The organism is Streptomyces goshikiensis (genome assembly GCF_014650555.1).
In the GTDB taxonomy this organism is placed as follows: domain Bacteria; phylum Actinomycetota; class Actinomycetes; order Streptomycetales; family Streptomycetaceae; genus Streptomyces; species Streptomyces goshikiensis.
The window spans coordinates 1,070,335-1,087,042 of sequence record NZ_BMVE01000002.1 but is presented as its reverse complement, the minus strand read 5'-3'; the positions used below and the strand labels follow the sequence as shown (position 1 = coordinate 1,087,042).

General features: G+C 67.3%; 12 protein-coding genes and 1 pseudogene. 9 read left to right on the top strand and 4 right to left on the bottom strand.

Going from position 1 to position 16,708, the window contains the following annotated elements; all coding sequences use genetic code 11:
• Positions 1 to 9 precede the first annotated feature (9 nt).
• The 7 genes from IE248_RS10005 to IE248_RS09975 all read left to right on the top strand — a co-directional run bounded on the left by IE248_RS10005 (position 10) and on the right by IE248_RS09975 (position 6,242).
• Positions 10 to 1,836, top strand: a complete 1,827-nt coding sequence (locus tag IE248_RS10005; RefSeq protein ID WP_190030434.1) for a carbamoyltransferase family protein — start codon at positions 10 to 12, stop codon at positions 1,834 to 1,836.
• 28 nt (positions 1,837 to 1,864) lie between these two features.
• Positions 1,865 to 2,023, top strand: a complete 159-nt coding sequence (locus tag IE248_RS10000; RefSeq protein ID WP_181384401.1) for a hypothetical protein — start codon at positions 1,865 to 1,867, stop codon at positions 2,021 to 2,023.
• 39 nt (positions 2,024 to 2,062) lie between these two features.
• On the top strand, positions 2,063 to 3,040 hold the full coding sequence (locus IE248_RS09995; RefSeq protein WP_190030433.1) for a thiamine pyrophosphate-dependent dehydrogenase E1 component subunit alpha: 978 nt from the start codon (positions 2,063 to 2,065) through the stop codon (positions 3,038 to 3,040).
• Positions 3,041 to 3,072: 32 nt separating this feature from the next.
• On the top strand, positions 3,073 to 4,110 hold the full coding sequence (locus IE248_RS09990; protein ID WP_190030432.1) for an alpha-ketoacid dehydrogenase subunit beta: 1,038 nt from the start codon (positions 3,073 to 3,075) through the stop codon (positions 4,108 to 4,110).
• Positions 4,111 to 4,126: 16 nt separating this feature from the next.
• Complete coding sequence (locus tag IE248_RS09985; protein ID WP_073796616.1) at positions 4,127 to 4,825, top strand: SDR family oxidoreductase; 699 nt, start codon at positions 4,127 to 4,129, stop codon at positions 4,823 to 4,825.
• Positions 4,826 to 4,905: 80 nt separating this feature from the next.
• A complete protein-coding gene (locus IE248_RS09980; RefSeq protein ID WP_190030523.1) occupies positions 4,906 to 5,715 on the top strand; it encodes a protein kinase family protein in 810 nt (269 codons plus the stop codon).
• A 14-nt stretch (positions 5,716 to 5,729) separates the two neighbouring features.
• Positions 5,730 to 6,242 (top strand): NUDIX hydrolase, encoded by a 513-nt coding sequence (locus tag IE248_RS09975; RefSeq protein ID WP_190030431.1) that lies wholly within the window; start codon positions 5,730 to 5,732, stop codon positions 6,240 to 6,242.
• A gap of 525 nt (positions 6,243 to 6,767) precedes the next feature.
• On the opposite strand, the pseudogene IE248_RS09970 reads toward IE248_RS09975, so the two are convergent.
• Positions 6,768 to 6,936: pseudogene (locus tag IE248_RS09970) on the bottom strand (pirin); the annotation flags it as partial.
• Between the two features lie 120 nt (positions 6,937 to 7,056).
• On the opposite strand from IE248_RS09970, the gene IE248_RS09965 reads away from it, so the two are divergent.
• Complete coding sequence (locus IE248_RS09965) at positions 7,057 to 8,184, top strand: tyrosine-type recombinase/integrase (protein WP_190030522.1); 1,128 nt, start codon at positions 7,057 to 7,059, stop codon at positions 8,182 to 8,184.
• A 183-nt stretch (positions 8,185 to 8,367) separates the two neighbouring features.
• Here the strand turns inward: IE248_RS09965 and IE248_RS09960 are convergent, their stop codons facing one another.
• Complete coding sequence (locus IE248_RS09960) at positions 8,368 to 8,625, bottom strand: transposase (RefSeq protein ID WP_190030430.1); 258 nt, start codon at positions 8,623 to 8,625, stop codon at positions 8,368 to 8,370.
• A gap of 113 nt (positions 8,626 to 8,738) precedes the next feature.
• Here IE248_RS09960 and IE248_RS09955 point away from each other — a divergent pair, with 113 nt between their 5' ends.
• Complete coding sequence (locus tag IE248_RS09955) at positions 8,739 to 8,882, top strand: hypothetical protein (protein ID WP_190030429.1); 144 nt, start codon at positions 8,739 to 8,741, stop codon at positions 8,880 to 8,882.
• Between the two features lie 64 nt (positions 8,883 to 8,946).
• Here IE248_RS09955 and IE248_RS09950 read toward each other — a convergent pair whose 3' ends face one another.
• Together IE248_RS09950 and IE248_RS09945 are read right to left on the bottom strand one after the other, a co-directional pair.
• Complete coding sequence (locus tag IE248_RS09950) at positions 8,947 to 12,456, bottom strand: ATP-binding protein (RefSeq protein ID WP_190030428.1); 3,510 nt, start codon at positions 12,454 to 12,456, stop codon at positions 8,947 to 8,949.
• Positions 12,457 to 12,545: 89 nt separating this feature from the next.
• Positions 12,546 to 16,664, bottom strand: a complete 4,119-nt coding sequence (locus tag IE248_RS09945) for a hypothetical protein (protein WP_190030427.1) — start codon at positions 16,662 to 16,664, stop codon at positions 12,546 to 12,548.
• Positions 16,665 to 16,708: the final 44 nt, after the last annotated feature.

Here is a 16,708-nt window from a genome sequence, read left to right as displayed (position 1 = left end):
GCTGGACCCGTGAGCACCACTGCCCTCGGCATCTCGTCCTACTACCACGACAGTGCGGCCGCCGTCGTCGAAGGCGGGCACATCGTCGCCGCCGCCCAGCAGGAGCGGTTCAGCCGGCGCCGGCACGACGCGGGCTTCCCGGCCCTCGCGGTCGCGTCCTGTCTGGCCGAGGCCGGCCGGAAACTCGACGACGTCGACGTCATCGCCTACTACGAGGATCCGCGGCTGAAGTTCTCCCGGGTGCTGGCCACCTACCTGGCCACGGCCCCGCGGGCGTGGAGCTCGTTCCGCCGGAGCATGCCCGAGTGGCTCGGGTGGAAGCTGCGCACGCTCGGCGTGGTCCACGACGAGCTGGCCCGGCTCGATCTCGGTGCCGTGCCGCCGATCCGGCGCTTCCGGCACCACGAATCGCATGCGGCCTCGGCGTTTCTGCCCAGCCCGTACGAGTCGGCGGCCGTGCTGTGCGTGGACGGCGTCGGCGAGTGGGCGACCACGACCCTGTGGCACGGTCGGGACCGGCGCGTCGAACCGCTGCGGGAGCTGCGTTTCCCCCATTCCCTGGGGCTGCTGTACTCGGCGTTCACCTACTTCTGCGGTTTCAAGGTGGATTCCGGCGAGTACAAGCTGATGGGCCTGGCACCGTACGGTCGGCCGGTGTACGCGCCGCTGATCCGGGAGAAGCTGGTCGACATCCGTCCGGACGGCTCGTTCCGGCTGGACACCGGCTACTTCGAGTTCCTCTACGGCCAGGTGATGACCGGGCGCGGGTTCGCCGAGCTGTTCGGCGGGCCGCGCCGCGAGCCGGAGGGGCCGCTGACAGAGCGGGAGTTCGACCTCGCCGCGTCCGTGCAGCTGGTCACCGAGGAGATCATGCTCAACCTCGCCGCCGCCGCACGGGAGCTCACCGGGGAGCGCCGGCTGTGCCTGGCCGGCGGGGTGGCACTCAACTGCGTGGCCAACGGCAAGCTGGTGGAGAGCGAGCTGTTCGACGAGATCTGGGTACAGCCGGCGGCAGGCGACGCGGGCGGAGCGCTCGGGGCCGCGCTGCTGGCCGCGAACGGGCCGCGCGACCACCTCGGTTCCGGCAGGGACGGCATGCGGGGCGCCCGGCTGGGCCCCGGCTACGACGCCGATCGGATCCAGGTCTATCTGGACGCCCAGGGGCTGCCGTACCGGCGCCTGGCGACCGACGAGCTGCGTTCCACCGTCGCCGGGCTGCTCGCCGAGGGCAAGGTCGTCGGCTGGTTCCAGGGCCGGATGGAGTTCGGGCCCCGGGCCCTGGGCGGCCGGTCCATCCTGGGCGACGCGCGCAACGCCGAGATGCAGTCCACGATGAACCTCAAGATCAAGTTCCGGGAGTCCTTCCGGCCCTTCGCGCCGATCGTGCTGGCCGAGCACGCCACCGAGTACTTCGACCTGCGCCAGGACAGCCCGTACATGCTGATCGTGGCGCAGGTGGCCGAGCAGCGCCGGCTGCAACAGGCCGGCACCGAGCACCTGCGCGGCCTGGACCTGCTCCGGGCGCGGCGCTCGCAGATCCCGGCCGTCACCCATGTCGACCACTCGGCCCGGGTACAGACCGTCGCGCAGGACACCGACCCGGACCTGCACGGGCTTCTCACCGAGTTCCACGCCCGGACCGGCTGCCCGGTGCTGGTGAACACGTCCTTCAACGTGCGCGGCGAGCCCATCGTGGCCACGCCCGAGGACGCCTACCGCTGTTTCATGCGCACCGACATCGACGCGCTGGCGATCGGCCGCTTCCTGCTGCTCAAGTCCGACCAGCCGCCGTGGCACGAGGACACGGACTGGCGTGGCCAGATCCCCCTCGACTGACCGACCGGCACAGAAAGGCCCCACCCCCATGACGTTCGCCAGGCATGCCCTGCTGACCCTGCTGCTCCTGCTGGCCTATCTGCTGGTGCTGGTGCTGGGCCTGCTGGGCCGGCTGTTCGGGGACCCGCTGCGCCGGCGTCCCGCACCGGCGTCGGCCGGCTACTGGCGACAGAGCCGCCGGTACTGAGCGGTGCCGACGCCACGACTATGCGAGGAGTGCTCGACCATGACATCCGACCGCACGCGGCTGATCCGCGAGATGGTGCGCATCCGTGTGGTGGAGGAGGTTCTCGCCGACTACTACCGGGACGAGCAGGAGATGCGCACTGCCATCCACTTCTCGATCGGCCAGGAGGCCACGGCGGTGGGGGTGCTGTCGGCGACCACACCACGGGACTGGGTGTACGCGGCGCACCGCACGCACGCCCCGTATCTGGCCAAGGGCGGCGATCTCCGGGCGCTGGTGGCAGAGCTGTACGGCAGGCAGGACGGCTGCTCGCACGGCCGGGGCGGGTCGATCCACGTCATCGACCAGTCGGTGGGATTCGCGGGCTCCGGGGCCATTCTCGGCGAGATGATCTCCGTGGCGGTCGGCACCGGCTGGGCGTTCGCCCGCAGCGGCGAATCCCGGGTGGCGCTGACCTTCTTCGGTGACGGCGCCACCGAGGAGGGCGTCTTCGCGGAGTCGCTGAACATCGCGGCGGTGCAGCGGATTCCGGTCGTCTTCGTCTGCGAGAACAACCTGTACTCGATCTCGTCCCCGCTGACGGCGCGACAGCCGGCCGGCACCTCGATCCGCGGCCGGGCCGAGGCGGCCGGGGTGCGCGCCGCCGCCGCCGACGGCAACGACGTCTTCGCCGTGCGCGAGGCCGCCGAGGCCGCACTGCGCCACTGCCGGGCGGGCAACGGCCCGTACCTGCTGGAACTGGCGACCTACCGTTGGCGCGAGCATGTCGGCCCGGGCTGGGACCACCACCACGGATACCGGTCGAAGCAGGAGATCGACTCCTGGATCGGGCGCTGCCCCATCCAGCGGGCGGTGGCCGAGGTGCGCGCCGAGGAACCCGGGATCGACGATCTCGTGCGGCAGTGGCAGGCCGAGTCGCAGGAGGAGATCCACGCCGCGGTGGCGTACGCCAAGGAGCTGCCGTTCCCCGACGTGGCGGGTCTGCTCGACGGCGCCTACCTGCCCGTGGGCCGATGACCGTGAACCGAGGCGTGGAAAGGGAGTTGGACATGCGCACGCTCACCTACTGGCAGGCGATCTCCGAAGCGACCGTGCAGTGCATGCAGGCCGACGAGCGTGTCCTCGTCGTCGGCGAGGGGGTGGATGACTTCCGCGGCACCTACGGCACGACCAAGGAGGCCTTCGCCCGGTTCGGTCCCGACCGGGTCGTGGACGTCCCCAACTCGGAGAACGCGACCGCCGGCCTCGCCGTCGGCGCCGCGGTGGCCGGCATGCGGCCGCTCGTCGTCCACACCAGGGCGGACTTCATGTTCCTGGCCATGGACGCACTGGTGAACCTGGCCGCGAAGTGGCGGTACATGTACGGCGGCGACAAGGGCGGCGCACCCGTGGTCATGAGGGGAGTCGTGGGTCGCGGCTGGGGGCAGGGCGCCACCCACTCCCAGAGCCCGCACGCGACCTTCGGCCACTACGCGGGGCTGCACGTCGCGACGCCCGCGACGCCCGCGGACGCCAAGGGGCTGCTCATCACGGCGCTCACCAGCGACACCCCGACGATACTGATCGAGAACCGGACCCTCTATCCGCTGACCGGCGAGGTGCCGGAAGAGATGACCCCCGTCCCGTTCGGCGTCGGCCGGGTGGCCCGTGCGGGCACCGACGTCACGGTGGTGGCAGCCTCCCTGATGGTGCACGAGGCGGAGCGGGCCGCCGAGCAGCTGTCCGCCCAGGGCATCAGCGTCGAGGTCGTCGACGTCCGCAGCATCCGGCCGCTGGACGACACGATCATCTGCGAGTCGGTGGCCAAGACCGGCCGGCTGGTCGTCGCCGACACGAGCTGGGCGCGCTACGGGTTCGCCGCCGAGGTGGCCGCCGTCGTGGCCGAGCGGATTCCGGAGGCACTGCGGTCCCCGGTCCGCAGGGTCACGCTACCTGACTGCCCGGCACCCGTTTCATGGCCGCTGGAGGAGGCGTTCAACCCCAGCGCCACCGAGATCGTCAAGGCCTGCCTGGCGGTGTGCGACACGACCAGGTCCGAACTGCCCGCCCTGGAGACTGTCACCGCCGGCTTCCAGGGCCCCTACTGAGCGGAGGACGAGGATCATGCGGCCACTTGCCTTGATCACCGGGGCGTCCCGCGGCATCGGGGCGGCCATCGCCTCGGCCCTCGCCCCCAGCCACAACCTGCTGCTGGGCGGTCGCGACGACGCCCTGCTGCGAGACCGAGCGGCCCGGCTTCCGCACGCGCGGCCCCTCGCCGCGGAACTGACCGACCATGCCGCCATGGCCGCGGTCGTGGCCGGCATCGAGCGCCTGGACCTGTTGGTGCACAGCGCCGGTGTCGCCACGCTCGGGCCGGTCGCCCGGACCCCGGCCCAGGTGTGGCGGGACACCCTGGAGGTCAACGTGATCGCGGTCGCCGAGCTGACCCGGCTGCTGCTGCCCGCCCTCCGGGCCGCGCGCGGACAGGTGGTGCTGATCAACTCCAGTGTCGGACTCGACGCCTACCCCAACTGCGGCTCCTATGCGGCCAGCAAGTTCGCCCAGCGGGCCTTCGCGGACGCGTTGCGCGCCGAGGAACCCGCCCTGCGCGTCACCACGGTCTACCCCGGCCGGGTGGCCACCGACATGCAGCGGTCCATCCGCGCCCAGGAGGGGGCCGAGTACGTGGCGGAGCACTACCTGCGGCCGGAATCCGTCGCGGCGGCCGTACTCACCGCGGTGACCGCCACGCAGGAGGCGCATGTGCAGGACATCAGCATCCGGGCCGTGCCCGCAGCCAGCCACGGTCATCTCCAATGAGTGGCTGAGCGGTGTCGATCGCGATGAGTCGAACGGGAAACTCCCTGCCGCTTCGGACCAGACTTGACACCATCACGAGCATGACGCCACACCCCCTGCTTGACGTCGCGCACGTGACCGCATTCGATGCCTACCTTGCGGACGTCGGAACGGTCTTTCGTACCTTCGCCGATCAGGACTCCGGATGCGTTTCGTACGGAGTCCTGATCGATGGACGCAAGTGGTTCGCGAAGAGCGCTTCGACACCTGCAGCAGTGTCCTCGCTGCGCCGAGCCGTCACCGTGCACGAAGCCGTCGCTCACCCTGCCATCACTCCCCTGCTGCACCACCTGACGACGGATGAGGGGGTGGCCCTCGTCTACCCCTGGGTGCCTGGCGAAGTTCTCTACCACCCCACGAGGTCCCGAAGCGGCGGCCGCACGGCGCCCGACAGCCCGATGGCCCGCTTCCGCAGGCTTCCGCTCTCCCAAGTCCACGACGCCCTGGACATCGTTCTGGACGCCCACCTCGCGGTGGAGGCCGCCGGACTCGTAGCCGTCGACCTCTATGACGGCTGCATGCTGTACGACTTCGAGGAACAGCGGATGAGGCTATGCGACCTGGACGAGTACCGACAGGGGCCATTCACGCTGAACACCGACCGGCTCCCCGGCTCCAGCCGGTACATGGCGCCGGAGGAGTTCGTACGAGGCTCGGTCATCGACGTCCGGACGACCGTGTTCAACCTCGGCAGAGCTCTGCGAATCCTCCTTGACGCTGGCGACGAGGAGGCTCAATGGCGCGGCACCCGCGGCCAACTGGGCGTGATCCAGCAAGCCACAGCAACGGATCCACAGACGCGGTTCCCCTCAGTGCGCTCGCTCGTCGAAGCCTGGTCCACAGCAACCTGACAGCCAGCAGGCGCATGCCGGGCCTTCAACCGGCGCGCGGCCTCCCAGAGAGGAACGAGAACAAGGTGATCACCAAGCGAAACGCACGGGCCATCCTGTTGGACGGCGACGAGCTCGTGCTGATCAAGCGGACCAAGCCCGGCCGGGACCCCTACTGGGTGACGGTCGGCGGCGGTGTCGAGACCGACGACGTGACCATCGAGGACGCCCTGCACCGAGAGGTGTTCGAGGAGCTTGGCGGCAAGCTCAGCCGTGCCGAGCTCGTGCACCTGATCACCGACTCGCTGGAGAACGGCCTCGGCGTCCAGCACATCTTCGCCGCGCGCCTGGACCAGATGGACATCAAGGCACGTACCGGCACCGAGTTCGACAACCCCGAGCGAGGCAGTTACGAGATCGTGCGCGTGCCGTTCACGGCCGAGGCGATCCGGCAACTCAACCTGATGCCGCCGGAGCTGGCGCACTTCGCGGCCATGAACGTTGAGGCCATCAAGTCCGTACTGGACACCCAGATCCGGGCATCCTGAGCGCTGCCATGGTCAACGATCGAGACACGCTTCCGGAATCGCACGATACGAGGACCTCCGCACGTCCGTCCAAGACAACCTTGGCTGCGAGCACGCTCAAGGCGCGTGCCACGTCTGGCAGCGCCCCGTGGAGAGGCCGTCCAGTCTTCGGAGGGCAAGGGCCCGCTTCTCACACGGTGATGGCTGTCGCTACGGAGGGGGTACGGCACTGGACCTTCGACTCGACGTTCGGCGCACGGAGGCGGCCGTCCGTCGCAAGCGACGCCGCTTGAGCCGAGCAGCCGGCCAGACCAGCTGCTCGGTACAACGCGTTGTACCGAGCAGCGCCGGCCTTCGAACGCCACGGAGAGCGTCTGGCGGGACATCAGCAAACCTGACGAGCTGCCATCAAAGTCAGCATTGGTCCTGGCAAAGCTGACCCCACCAGGTCACACATGGGAGCGCACGGAGCCACGGAACCAGCTTCCGAGAACCCCTGATGCGAGCCCCTCCGAAACGATCTCCGCGGGGTACCGAACATGCAGGTCAGCGCACCCGGCCTCGGGGTTTCAGGGGGACCGGGGGAAGGTGGGGGGGCGGGGATTGGGGGGCCGTCGTAGCCCTTTACCTCGCCGAAGCGGGTGCCTTCCATCCAGTCCTTGCGGGCTTGGACGATCTCCTCGTTGCTGCGGCCGATCCAATTCCAGAACGTAACACGAGATATCCGTCTTCGTGCAGGTCAGGAACGTGGTGGACCCTCCGGCGTCAGCAAAAGGTCAGCATTGGCGCCCGAGGAGTCCCGCACCGCATGGCAACGAAGTCACTCGCCCATGGCATGGGCACCTTCTACAAAGACTGCGAGCACGCCCAGTCCCGCTGGTCGAAGTGCCCGCACGAGTACAAGATCCGTTACCGCAGTGCGGCCGGGAAGCAGACGGAGGAGGCCGGCTTCTCCACCCAGGAGAAGGCCATCGCCCGCCTCACGACGGTCTACCAGGAGAAGAAGGCCGTTCCCAGGAACCAGAGCAAGGCCGAGCGCATCCAGAAGTACGGCGCGATGCAGTTCCGCGAGTACACCGCGGAGTGGAAGGCGGGCCAGCGCGACCTCGCCGAGTCCTCGCTCCGCACCCTGGAGTCCCTGCTCGAGCATCACACCCTCCCCACCCTCGGCAGTCGCCGGATGAGCACCTTCGACCACAAGGTCGTCGACGGCTTCATCCGCACCATGGAGCGCAACGGCGCTGGCCTCGCCACCCAGTCCAACGCCTTCGACAAGGTCAAGTCGGTCCTCCTGGACGCCTACCGCCTCGGCATCTACACCGAGAATCCCGTCCTGGGCGTCAAGCCGCCGCAGTACGACCCCGAGCGCGCGGTCATCCCCTCCCCCGCCCAGCTCCGCGACATACGCACTGCCGGTGACGACCGGTTCCTCCTGATCGCCGACCTGATGAGCGGCTGCGGCATGCGCAATGGCGAGGCCTTCGCCGTCAACCTCAACAACCTCGTCGCCGGCGACGTCTACCGGATCACCGAGCAGGTCAACCAGACCACCAAGACCTACGGCCGCCTCAAGCACCGCAAGCCCACCGACTACCGCGACGTCCCCCTCCCAGCCCGCGTCCGGGAATCCATCGAGTGGTACGCAGACAAGCACGGCACGGTCGACGGTTACCTCCTGCGCCACCCCATGGACCCCACGAAGCCGTACCTGGCCTACTACCTCCAGAACCAGTGGCAGCGCATCAAGCGCGCCGGCGAGGTCGAGATCCCCGACGGCATGGTGATCTACAGCCTCCGCCACTTCTTCGCGTCGAACTGCCTCACCAATGGCATTCCCATCACTGACGTCGCCGAGTGGATGGGCCACAAGAGCCTCGACATCACCTTCAAGATCTACCGCCACCTCATGCCCGGCTCCATCGGCAAGGCAGCCAAGATCCTGGACGTGGGCCTGGCGGCGTGACATTGTCCTTGGCCAAGCTGGGATGGAGAGCAGGCCGCACTGTCCAGGGGCCTCTCAGCGGAGGCGGGGATGTGCAGTTCCCGGAGTACCGGCTCGGCCCCGAAGCGGTCCAGGTGCTCGTCGATGAGCTTCGGAACCGTCGCCGGGTCGGGTCGAGCTCCTGGGCGAAAAAGCCGAGGGGGCTTAGAGGATCTCGCAGGACCGCCTGAGCTCGGAGTTTTCCTTGCGGAGCCTGGCCTGGCCCTCCTTCTCGGAGGTCGTCAGCCGGTCGTCGCGGTCGCCGTGATCGGCCTCGTCCTGACGGATCCAAGTACGCAGGGCCTCGTGGTGAACACCAAGGTCCCGGGCCATCTGACGGATCACCGGCTTCGGGTCGGCGGCCCGGTACGCGGCAACGGCTCGCTGCCGCAACTCGGGCGGGTACTTCATCTGAGCATCCATCCCAGAAGCTCCCTTCTCATGACCCGTCAGGCCATCTCCGACAACCTTCCGCATCTCGGGGTAATCTCATGCAAGAGCCAGCCAACATCAAAGGCCTGGGCAGGCTCCGCTACGTGGTGGAACAGACCTTCACCCTGATCCACCAGTTCGAGCGCCTGGCCGTCAGCTGGGAACGACGCCGCGACCTCCACAACGGCCTTGTCGCATTTTCCTGCTCACTCCTCTGCCCGCATCACCTCAAGAAGGCCAGCTCGTGATCGCGTTACGAGCACCAAGGGCAATAAGCGCTTCCAGTTGACTCTAGAAAAGTGGAGGCGACTTCTACCATTCACGGCGGTTGTCGAAGTTCCGATCCTCGCGAAGCGCCCCCTCAATCTCGACATTGGCACGATCTTGGAGCGCGGAGTAGAAACGGTCTTCAGGTGAGCCAGTGGTCAGTCTTCTACGAATTCGAGATGCTTGTTCGCGGACCTCTACATCCTGGGGGAACGGCTCGCCGGGTGAGGTTGACTTCGGTCCGGACATTCCGGCGCTCATGAGATAGCCACCAACCCGGTGGTACAGCTCGTTCGACTGCCGGGCGGCTGCCTGCAGCACGTCGGCCACGAAGTCGGGCTCATTCCAAAGGAGGCCGCGGTGAGCTCCGCTCAGGAGCGGGGCAATCGCCCAAATTTGTTTGGCATCGCCCGACCTGAAGGCTTTCAGGACGACATCGAGCACTTCGCGGTTGTACGTTTCACCTGCCACGATATTGAACAGCTTAACGCCGAATATCTCTCGCTGCCAGGGATGTTCCCGTTCCTGCTCAAACCAATGGATCAGTCTTTCTAGCAGGCCTGTGCGACGTGAGGTGCTCCTGAAGGGAAGGGAAGCTTTCCAAGAGAAAGGGAGAGGGATGTAAGAAGGTACTGGATCAGATTCCCACGATTCCAGGCGCTCCATAAGAATGTCAAGCGCTTCGTTCTCGTATTCCTCGGATAGGGCTGCGATGGCTGACTGGATCCGGTGGTCGTCTAGTGTCTGTGCTCTGATCAGCTCGAGGACACAGCCCGCTCGTTGGTCCGGAGTCATGTCGGACCATGAGATGGCGTCGGGGCCCACGAATGCCCACGCAAACTCCTTCGTTCCGGAGTGCAACGCAGAAAATTGGATAGAACAGAGCAGCGCGATCCCATCTGATTTCATCGAGGGATTTCGGACCATCCGAACCGCAAGACGGAGGACTGCGACGCGAACCGAGGCGTCACGGTGTCCGGCCAGTCGGCCAACCGCCGTGCTCTCCGACGCGCTTAGTGGATCGCCCGCTGCGACCCGTGCCACGCTCGCCTGGAGGACGGATCGGAGTACTGCGGGGCGGTCTGTGGCTTCCAATTCTGTCAAGAGTTGCTCGGCTATGAATGGAGAGCTGTCCCAGAGGGCCTTAAGCGCCGGTGCCAGGACGATGTCGACGGTTTTATCACCACGCTCCAGTGCTCCACGGATGACTGCCATGGAGAGCCCAGGGCGTCCTGCTGCAAAGCGGCCGATCAGGTGCGGACAGCCTGACGGATACTCGGCGAACACCTGTATGCCCGTCTCCAGGAGGTCGCACAGTACGTTCCCGACGGTTCCGTCATCCCATTGGGCAGTGGCTTCCTCAGCAGCCTCAGCGATACGGACCTGCCAGGCGCGTTCCGAAGCGACGAAGTCGTAGTCATCATCGACCAGTTGCCACTCGTGGCAGTCACTGTGCATCAACACGGCGATCCGGTGCGGCAATGAGTCCGGTAGGGAGTCAGAGACGCGACGCGCTGCCTCCGAGGTCGATGCGGCGCCGTACACCATGTGCCACAGGACCGATCGGTGTACGGCCAGCGACACCAGCGGGCCTGGCCCGACCTCCTGGGTCCGTGCGGCCAACTCTTCCAGAGCCTGTACCACCAAGTCCTCGAAGGACCCGCGCTGGTCCCTGAAGGCTTCCCCGAGGCTCCGCGCCGCGACCCCAGCCCGCACCGGATCCGAAGAGCTATAGGCGTCGAGGAGCACCTGGTAGGCACGAGCGCGTACGGAGGCCACACGGTCGGCCGCCAGAGGCAGGCGTGAGATGACGACCGTCCACCCCTCGGTCTCATGATGCTCTGCGACCGTTTCGAAGATTTGATCCAGCAGGGCGAAGGGCATACGGGAGGAGGCATCGACCGGCCCTGCTTGCACCCACCGGCCGACGGCATCGACGACGGCCTCCTGATAAAACAGCGGCTTGTCGGGGGTGTACGAGGCGAGGTCGCTGAGGAGGCGTAGCGCTGAGTACGGGGCCGAGTGGATCGGCCGCCCGTCTTGCTGTCCGACCTCCCACAGCAGGTCGAGCGCCTCCCCGAGGTGGTTCGGGTCGTGCGCGGTGGCCGCTAGTACCGGAGGGACAGCGTCCAATAGCCCCACCAGGGTCAAGCGGCCTGCCTCGACCGTTGTGCGGAGGAGATCGAGGGCACGCCTTGGCTGGAACGGGGCTACCTTGCGCACGACGGTCAGCAGCTGCCGGCGTACCTCGGTACTCCCGGCCGCGTACTCCTGCTTGAGGATGCGCCAGAGAGGTTCGACAGGCGACGGTTCATTGGGCCGGAGATCCTTCCATTGCCAGTCCACCCGCCCGGTGTTGACCAGCAGATTGATCAGCGGCTCGCCGTCAGTGTTGGCAAGAACGTCTTCGAGAAACCCGTTGGACCGCCCGCTCCGAGGATCAAAAGCGGCCTCGGCCAGAAGAACATCGCCAAGAAGGTCGGGCAAGATCCGGTACGAGGCACCCCGACGTGCCAGGAGCCCGATGTCCACCAAGCGGGCCAGCCTGGTCCGCACCAGGGCTGTCGAAAGGCCAAGCAGCTGCGCCATGGCGCTTGGAAAGTGTGGTGAGTCGAGGCGTACGGGTTGCAGAGCAGCCACGAGGTACAGCAGGCACCGGTCCTCATCGTGGGTGACCGAGCTTCCCAGAGCTTCTGTGATGAAAGCCTCCGTCACCTGCCGCCGCAGTTCGCCATCTCGCTGCAATCGCTCCGGATTGAGCTGCCCTCGCGCGATCTGTACGGCGCTGAAGACCAGGAGGAAAGGCGAGTCGCCCACGGCCATGGCGAGCCAGCGGGCCAGGTGCCGAGTCTCACCGCTGAGCGCCTGTGCCGCGAGGCTGGTGGCCTGCCGGGACGAGAGCTCGTCGAGTTCCCAGGTCGGAACCAGGGTGTCGTCCATCCGGAGCTGCCTGAACGCTGTTCTGATAGCAGCCATACCGGAGGGCCTAGTGGAAATGATGATCCTGGCTCGGGGCCGTTGACGGCAGAGGTCGCGGATGACATCCGATAGGTCGTCTGGACGCTGGTGAGCATCTTCGATGATGACGAGGAGGCTGGCGTCGTCGGGCAATCGCGCCGACACCTGATGGCCCACGGCTTCATAGGCGGGCAGAACCCGTACGACGCCCCCGGTGCGTAGGGCGAAGTCCGCAGCCAGAGCGTGCAGGACACGGCTTTTCCCCGCGCCGGCTGCCCCCAGCAGGATGCCCACACGCCCGGTGGCCCCATCGGTGTCCGCGGTAAGGGAGACCAGTTCCTCGACGAGCTCCGTACGGCCGACCAGGTCCCAGCGGTGGGAGAAGTAGGCGGCGGCGTGCGGATCGTCGAACGCCTCCTGCGCGGTGAGCCACGGATTGGACGAGGAGGTGTCCGGGAGGACGTGGTAAATGGCCTGGTTGCCGTTCTGAACGGCGTAGACGGTGCCGCCGTCGGCGGCCGTGTTCCGTTGGACAGGAGCACGGTCGTCATCTCCGGACGAACCGGATTCCACGCTCGTCGTGCTGTTGTCGTCCATCCTTCTTCTCTCCCCTCACAGCCCGCATAGTCTCGTGCGGCACACGACTGAGCCGACGGGCCCGAGCTGGTAGCCGCGCTCGTGCAGCTTCACTCGTCCAGCCGTTGCAGTGCGGTGGCACCTGGGTGCCGAGCCAGGGCGAGCCCGTCCACCACGGCTTGGAAGTGACTCCGGGCCGCAGCTGTCACCTCGTGATGCAGGTCTTTCAGCCAATCGACAAGGAGGAAACCAGAGGAGGCGACTGCTCCGAAGCGGTCGATGGACAGTTGCCGGACCCAGCGCAGACCGGGATCGACCTGTTCATGGATGGGCTGTGTTTTGAGGAAGCCGATGAGGTTGTCGAGGGCTGACCAGTCCTTGTCGACCTGAGCCGTCCAGTCCTCGATCAGGTCCGCCACAAGAGCGAGGGGGATCCACCGGCGTCGGGCCTCCCGCAAAGTGCCATCAAGGTCGCGGTCCATCATGGACACCACAGGGTTTGGGATGATCTCCCATCGCATCGTCCTGTAGTCGTGTCGTGCGAACCTGTGAGCGTCTTCGTCGTCCTGGTCCACGGCAACTGGCAGGGGCTGGGTGAGTACCAGCTCCATGAGGTACGGCCAGCTGGCGGCGAGGGGCCGCACGAGGTCGCTCTCGTACGTGGCGGCAGTCTTTAGGGCCTGCAACAGATGGCTGAACGCCGGGGGTGAAACGACCAGCCGATCGGCGAACCGGATCAGTACGGCCGGCTCGGCGTCGGCGGCGCGCAGGAGGGAGGCTCCCAGACCCGCTCCCTGTTCGGGGTGCCACTCCACACCCCGCACCTGCGCTGCGCGAACGTAAGCATCCAACAGGGGTCCACGCAACTCGTGTGCCAGGGCCCGGCAGCAGTGCGGGGTCCGAGCGGCCTCCAGAACTGCCGAGACCGCGGGCCGCAGCACCACCGGGTGCATGTCTTTCCCCTTGCGAAATACCAGAGCGGCGGCGAGAGAGGCCGAGGACGTGTCGCCCGTCGTGGGCGGGGACGGACTTGCCCTGGGCTCCAGCGACTGGCGGACGCAGGACTCCACCGCGCGCCAGGCGAGGCCGTGATGGCAGCGGAGGTGATCGGCTGAACACCTGGTGGACCAGAGCGGGCGCAACCCTTCGACGGCGTACTCGCGTACCTCGTGCATCGGGTGGGCAGTGCTGTGCACCACGGCGCCGGCCACACGTTCGGTGTCGATGGGAGGCGGCTCGCAAGCGTCGGCCGGGGGTGCGAGCAGACTCGGTAGGGCAAGGGCGGCCAGCCGGTTGCCGGCCCAGGGCTGAGTGGCGTTCGGACCATAGAGCGTATCGACGGGCTCGTAAACGGCTGCAGTCAGCACGTTGGCCGACCACTGCAGATCCTCTGCGACCAGCGCCCTGCCGATCGCTGCGGCATGTACGGCCGCAGCCGCTACCGCACACCATCCGTCGGACGCCCATCCCGATTCGTCGGTCGGCCCTCCGTGGAGCTCACGTGCTGTCCGAAGGTCGGCGGCGAGCCTGTCGGGATCGCGGAGGACCGGCGCGCTCACGCGGTACGGCAGCGACCGGTGGAGCGCGTAGCGATTGATCAACCCATACTTCAGCGAGGTGAGGTCGGCCTCCGCACGGTGGCGTTCCAGCACCGAGGCGTCGGCCTCCGACGCAAGCGCCTCGATCGCCACCTGGTCACCGTGCCGCACCAGTCTGAAGCGCTCCAGGTCGAGGTGGTCGGCCCAGGACTTGACGGTCGACCCGGCCGCGCCGTCCGGCGCGGCCGAGCGGAGCCGATCGGCCACTGCTTTCAGCCGCGCTACGGCCTGCCTGTTGTCCGCGTGTACGGCATCGGCGACCAGAGTCATCGCGATCTCGACCGGTGAATGCTTCAACCACCTGCCACCAGGAAGGTCATTGCCGCCCCGGAACATACTCCCGGCAACGATACGGCCGATCTCAAGCTCCCAGATTAGGGGGACAGCAAGGAACTCATCCAACTCGTCGGTGATCGTGTCCAGATGCCGCAGCAGGAGACCATACGCAAGACCGAGGCCAGCCAACGTTCCAACCCGGGCCAGGACCAGCCGGGCGGCGGAGGGAACGGTGTAGGCGCCGCGAGCGATTTCCCGTTCCAGCCAGCGTTCCAACGCCATCAGCGCACTCATACACGGCTGGTGACCGTCGAGTGCTCCCCGGTACCAGTACCAGGACCTGGAGGTACCCGCGTAGCAACGCGGGCCGGTGACCAGGAAATCGGCGGTCACACCAGGCTCGTCCGCCGTCGTTCTCAGCTCCTCCAGGGTGCCTGTGACCACGGCCTCGATCAGACGTAGTCCGTGCTCAGGGGCGGCCTGGAGCAACCAGAAGAACGGGCCGCGTGCCCAGTGGGCGGGGCTGCCGAGGAACTCGTGCTCCCCTATCCGCGGCCTCCGGGTGCGTCCGATGAATCGGCCCGGTCGATCAGAGTGCGGAAGATAGTAGGCCGAGGCCAGTTCGACAAGCAGATCGGGGTCGGTCATGGCCAGGCAGCCGGCGGCCTCAGTACGCTCTACGGCTGGCATGAGGCTGGCGGGGCGCGAGTGTGCGAGCTTTCTCAGCAGCGAAGCCCCGGTACCGGCGCGCTCGGCGCCGAGCAGCGTGAGTGCCTCGATGTAGGCGTCCGAGGGAAACTCCGGTACGTCCCGGAGCATGGCATCGCGCAGCAGAGCCCGCACCGTCCGATGCTTCGCGATGTCGGGCCCGAGTGCCTCCTGCAGGAACAGGCCGCGCAGCCATGCCAGCACGACCTCATCGCCCGAATCGGCGCGAGGGCGGGAGAGGACGCTCGTGTGCCGAATGATCCATTCGACCACGGGTCCTGCGACCAGCGGATCGCAGGACCCACCATCGCCGAAGCGCTGCAGGGTACAACGCAGCAGGCTGTTCAGCAGACTGGGCTCCCGGAGGAACTCCTCGGTCAAGGCGGAGAGGGCGTCGGAACACCAGTCGGCGGACAGGACCGCTTCCCAGAGGACGTCCTCCCAGCGCGCCCCGTGCCTCTCTGCGAGACGTACGAACTCCTGACGCGTCCGGTTCCAACGGGTGAGGAATCCGCCAGGCGCATCCAGATCGGGCCAGAGCCTCTCCTGGCAGTAGATCCGGGCGGCATGGACAGCCCATCGCGGGCCGGTGCCCTGCAGGAGCAGGAAGCCGTCGTCCAGCAGTAGGCGCCGGGTCGTAGCGAAGTCCCGCAGCAGGTCGTGAGAGAAGGCGTGCTCCTCGCCTGAGACCGTCGATACCTCGTCGAGCGGCGCCAGGATGCCGTCGGACCGCAAAGAAGCCAGAGCTGGGCCTGGTACCTCGGGTGGCCGCCTCCCCGTGAGCCGGGCCTCGGCCAGCGTGGCCAGGGTTCGGCCACGGGCCCCAGCCTCCAGACCAGCGGAGAGCTGTGCGCCGTTGTTGAGGACGAACGCGAACCAGACGTGCCGGTAGACATCGGCCTCGCTCCTCAAACGAGCCGGTAGCACGCCGCCACGCCCGGTGGAGCGCAACAGCAGATCGATGATCTTGAGCCTGCGGAGCAGCCAGCGGGACCGGTTGTCGTCAGCCATCTGGGCGAGGTGTGGTGCCGCACGGAGAACGTCGTCGATCTCCCGATCGTCCAGGGGCGGAACACTGGTCTCCGCTACTCCTCGGTGGCCTGCACGCGCCACCAGATCACGCAGCATCTCCGCAGCGTCATCACGGCTGACCAGCACCGGAAGCAAGCCCATACTGAGCGCTGCATCGACGGCCTCAGTGGTCAAGTCGTCGAAGCCTTCCTGGGCGGCCTCGGATCCGTCAAGGACAAGGACCCCCGAACGGGTCGGCTTCCCCGGTGCGCTGCCGTCCCGGTCCAGTGCCGCCGCGACGAGTTCCGCCAACCCGCCGGCGTACGGGGCCAACGCCGGAAGAGAGGCCGCCAATACCTGTACGGAGCGGTCACGCAGTTCATCGACCGCTCGGAGCACTAGAGCAGACTTGCCGACTCCAGGGGCCCCGCGGACGATGATGACTTCTTCCGGACGGTCGCTGACGAGTGCTTCGACGAGGCCGGTGAGTGCTCCCGGGCGGTCGACGGCCAGCTCCTGGTCCGGTCCGATGCGCAGTGTTCCCGGGACTCGCCGAAGGCTCCTCTCCCACTGGGTGAAGAGCAGTTTTCCTTTCGGCCCGACGAAGTACTGGTTGAACTGGTCACCGTTCTGCACCGCGTTGACGGTGCCGCCTGCCTCCGCGCGGTTGGCCTGTGTGG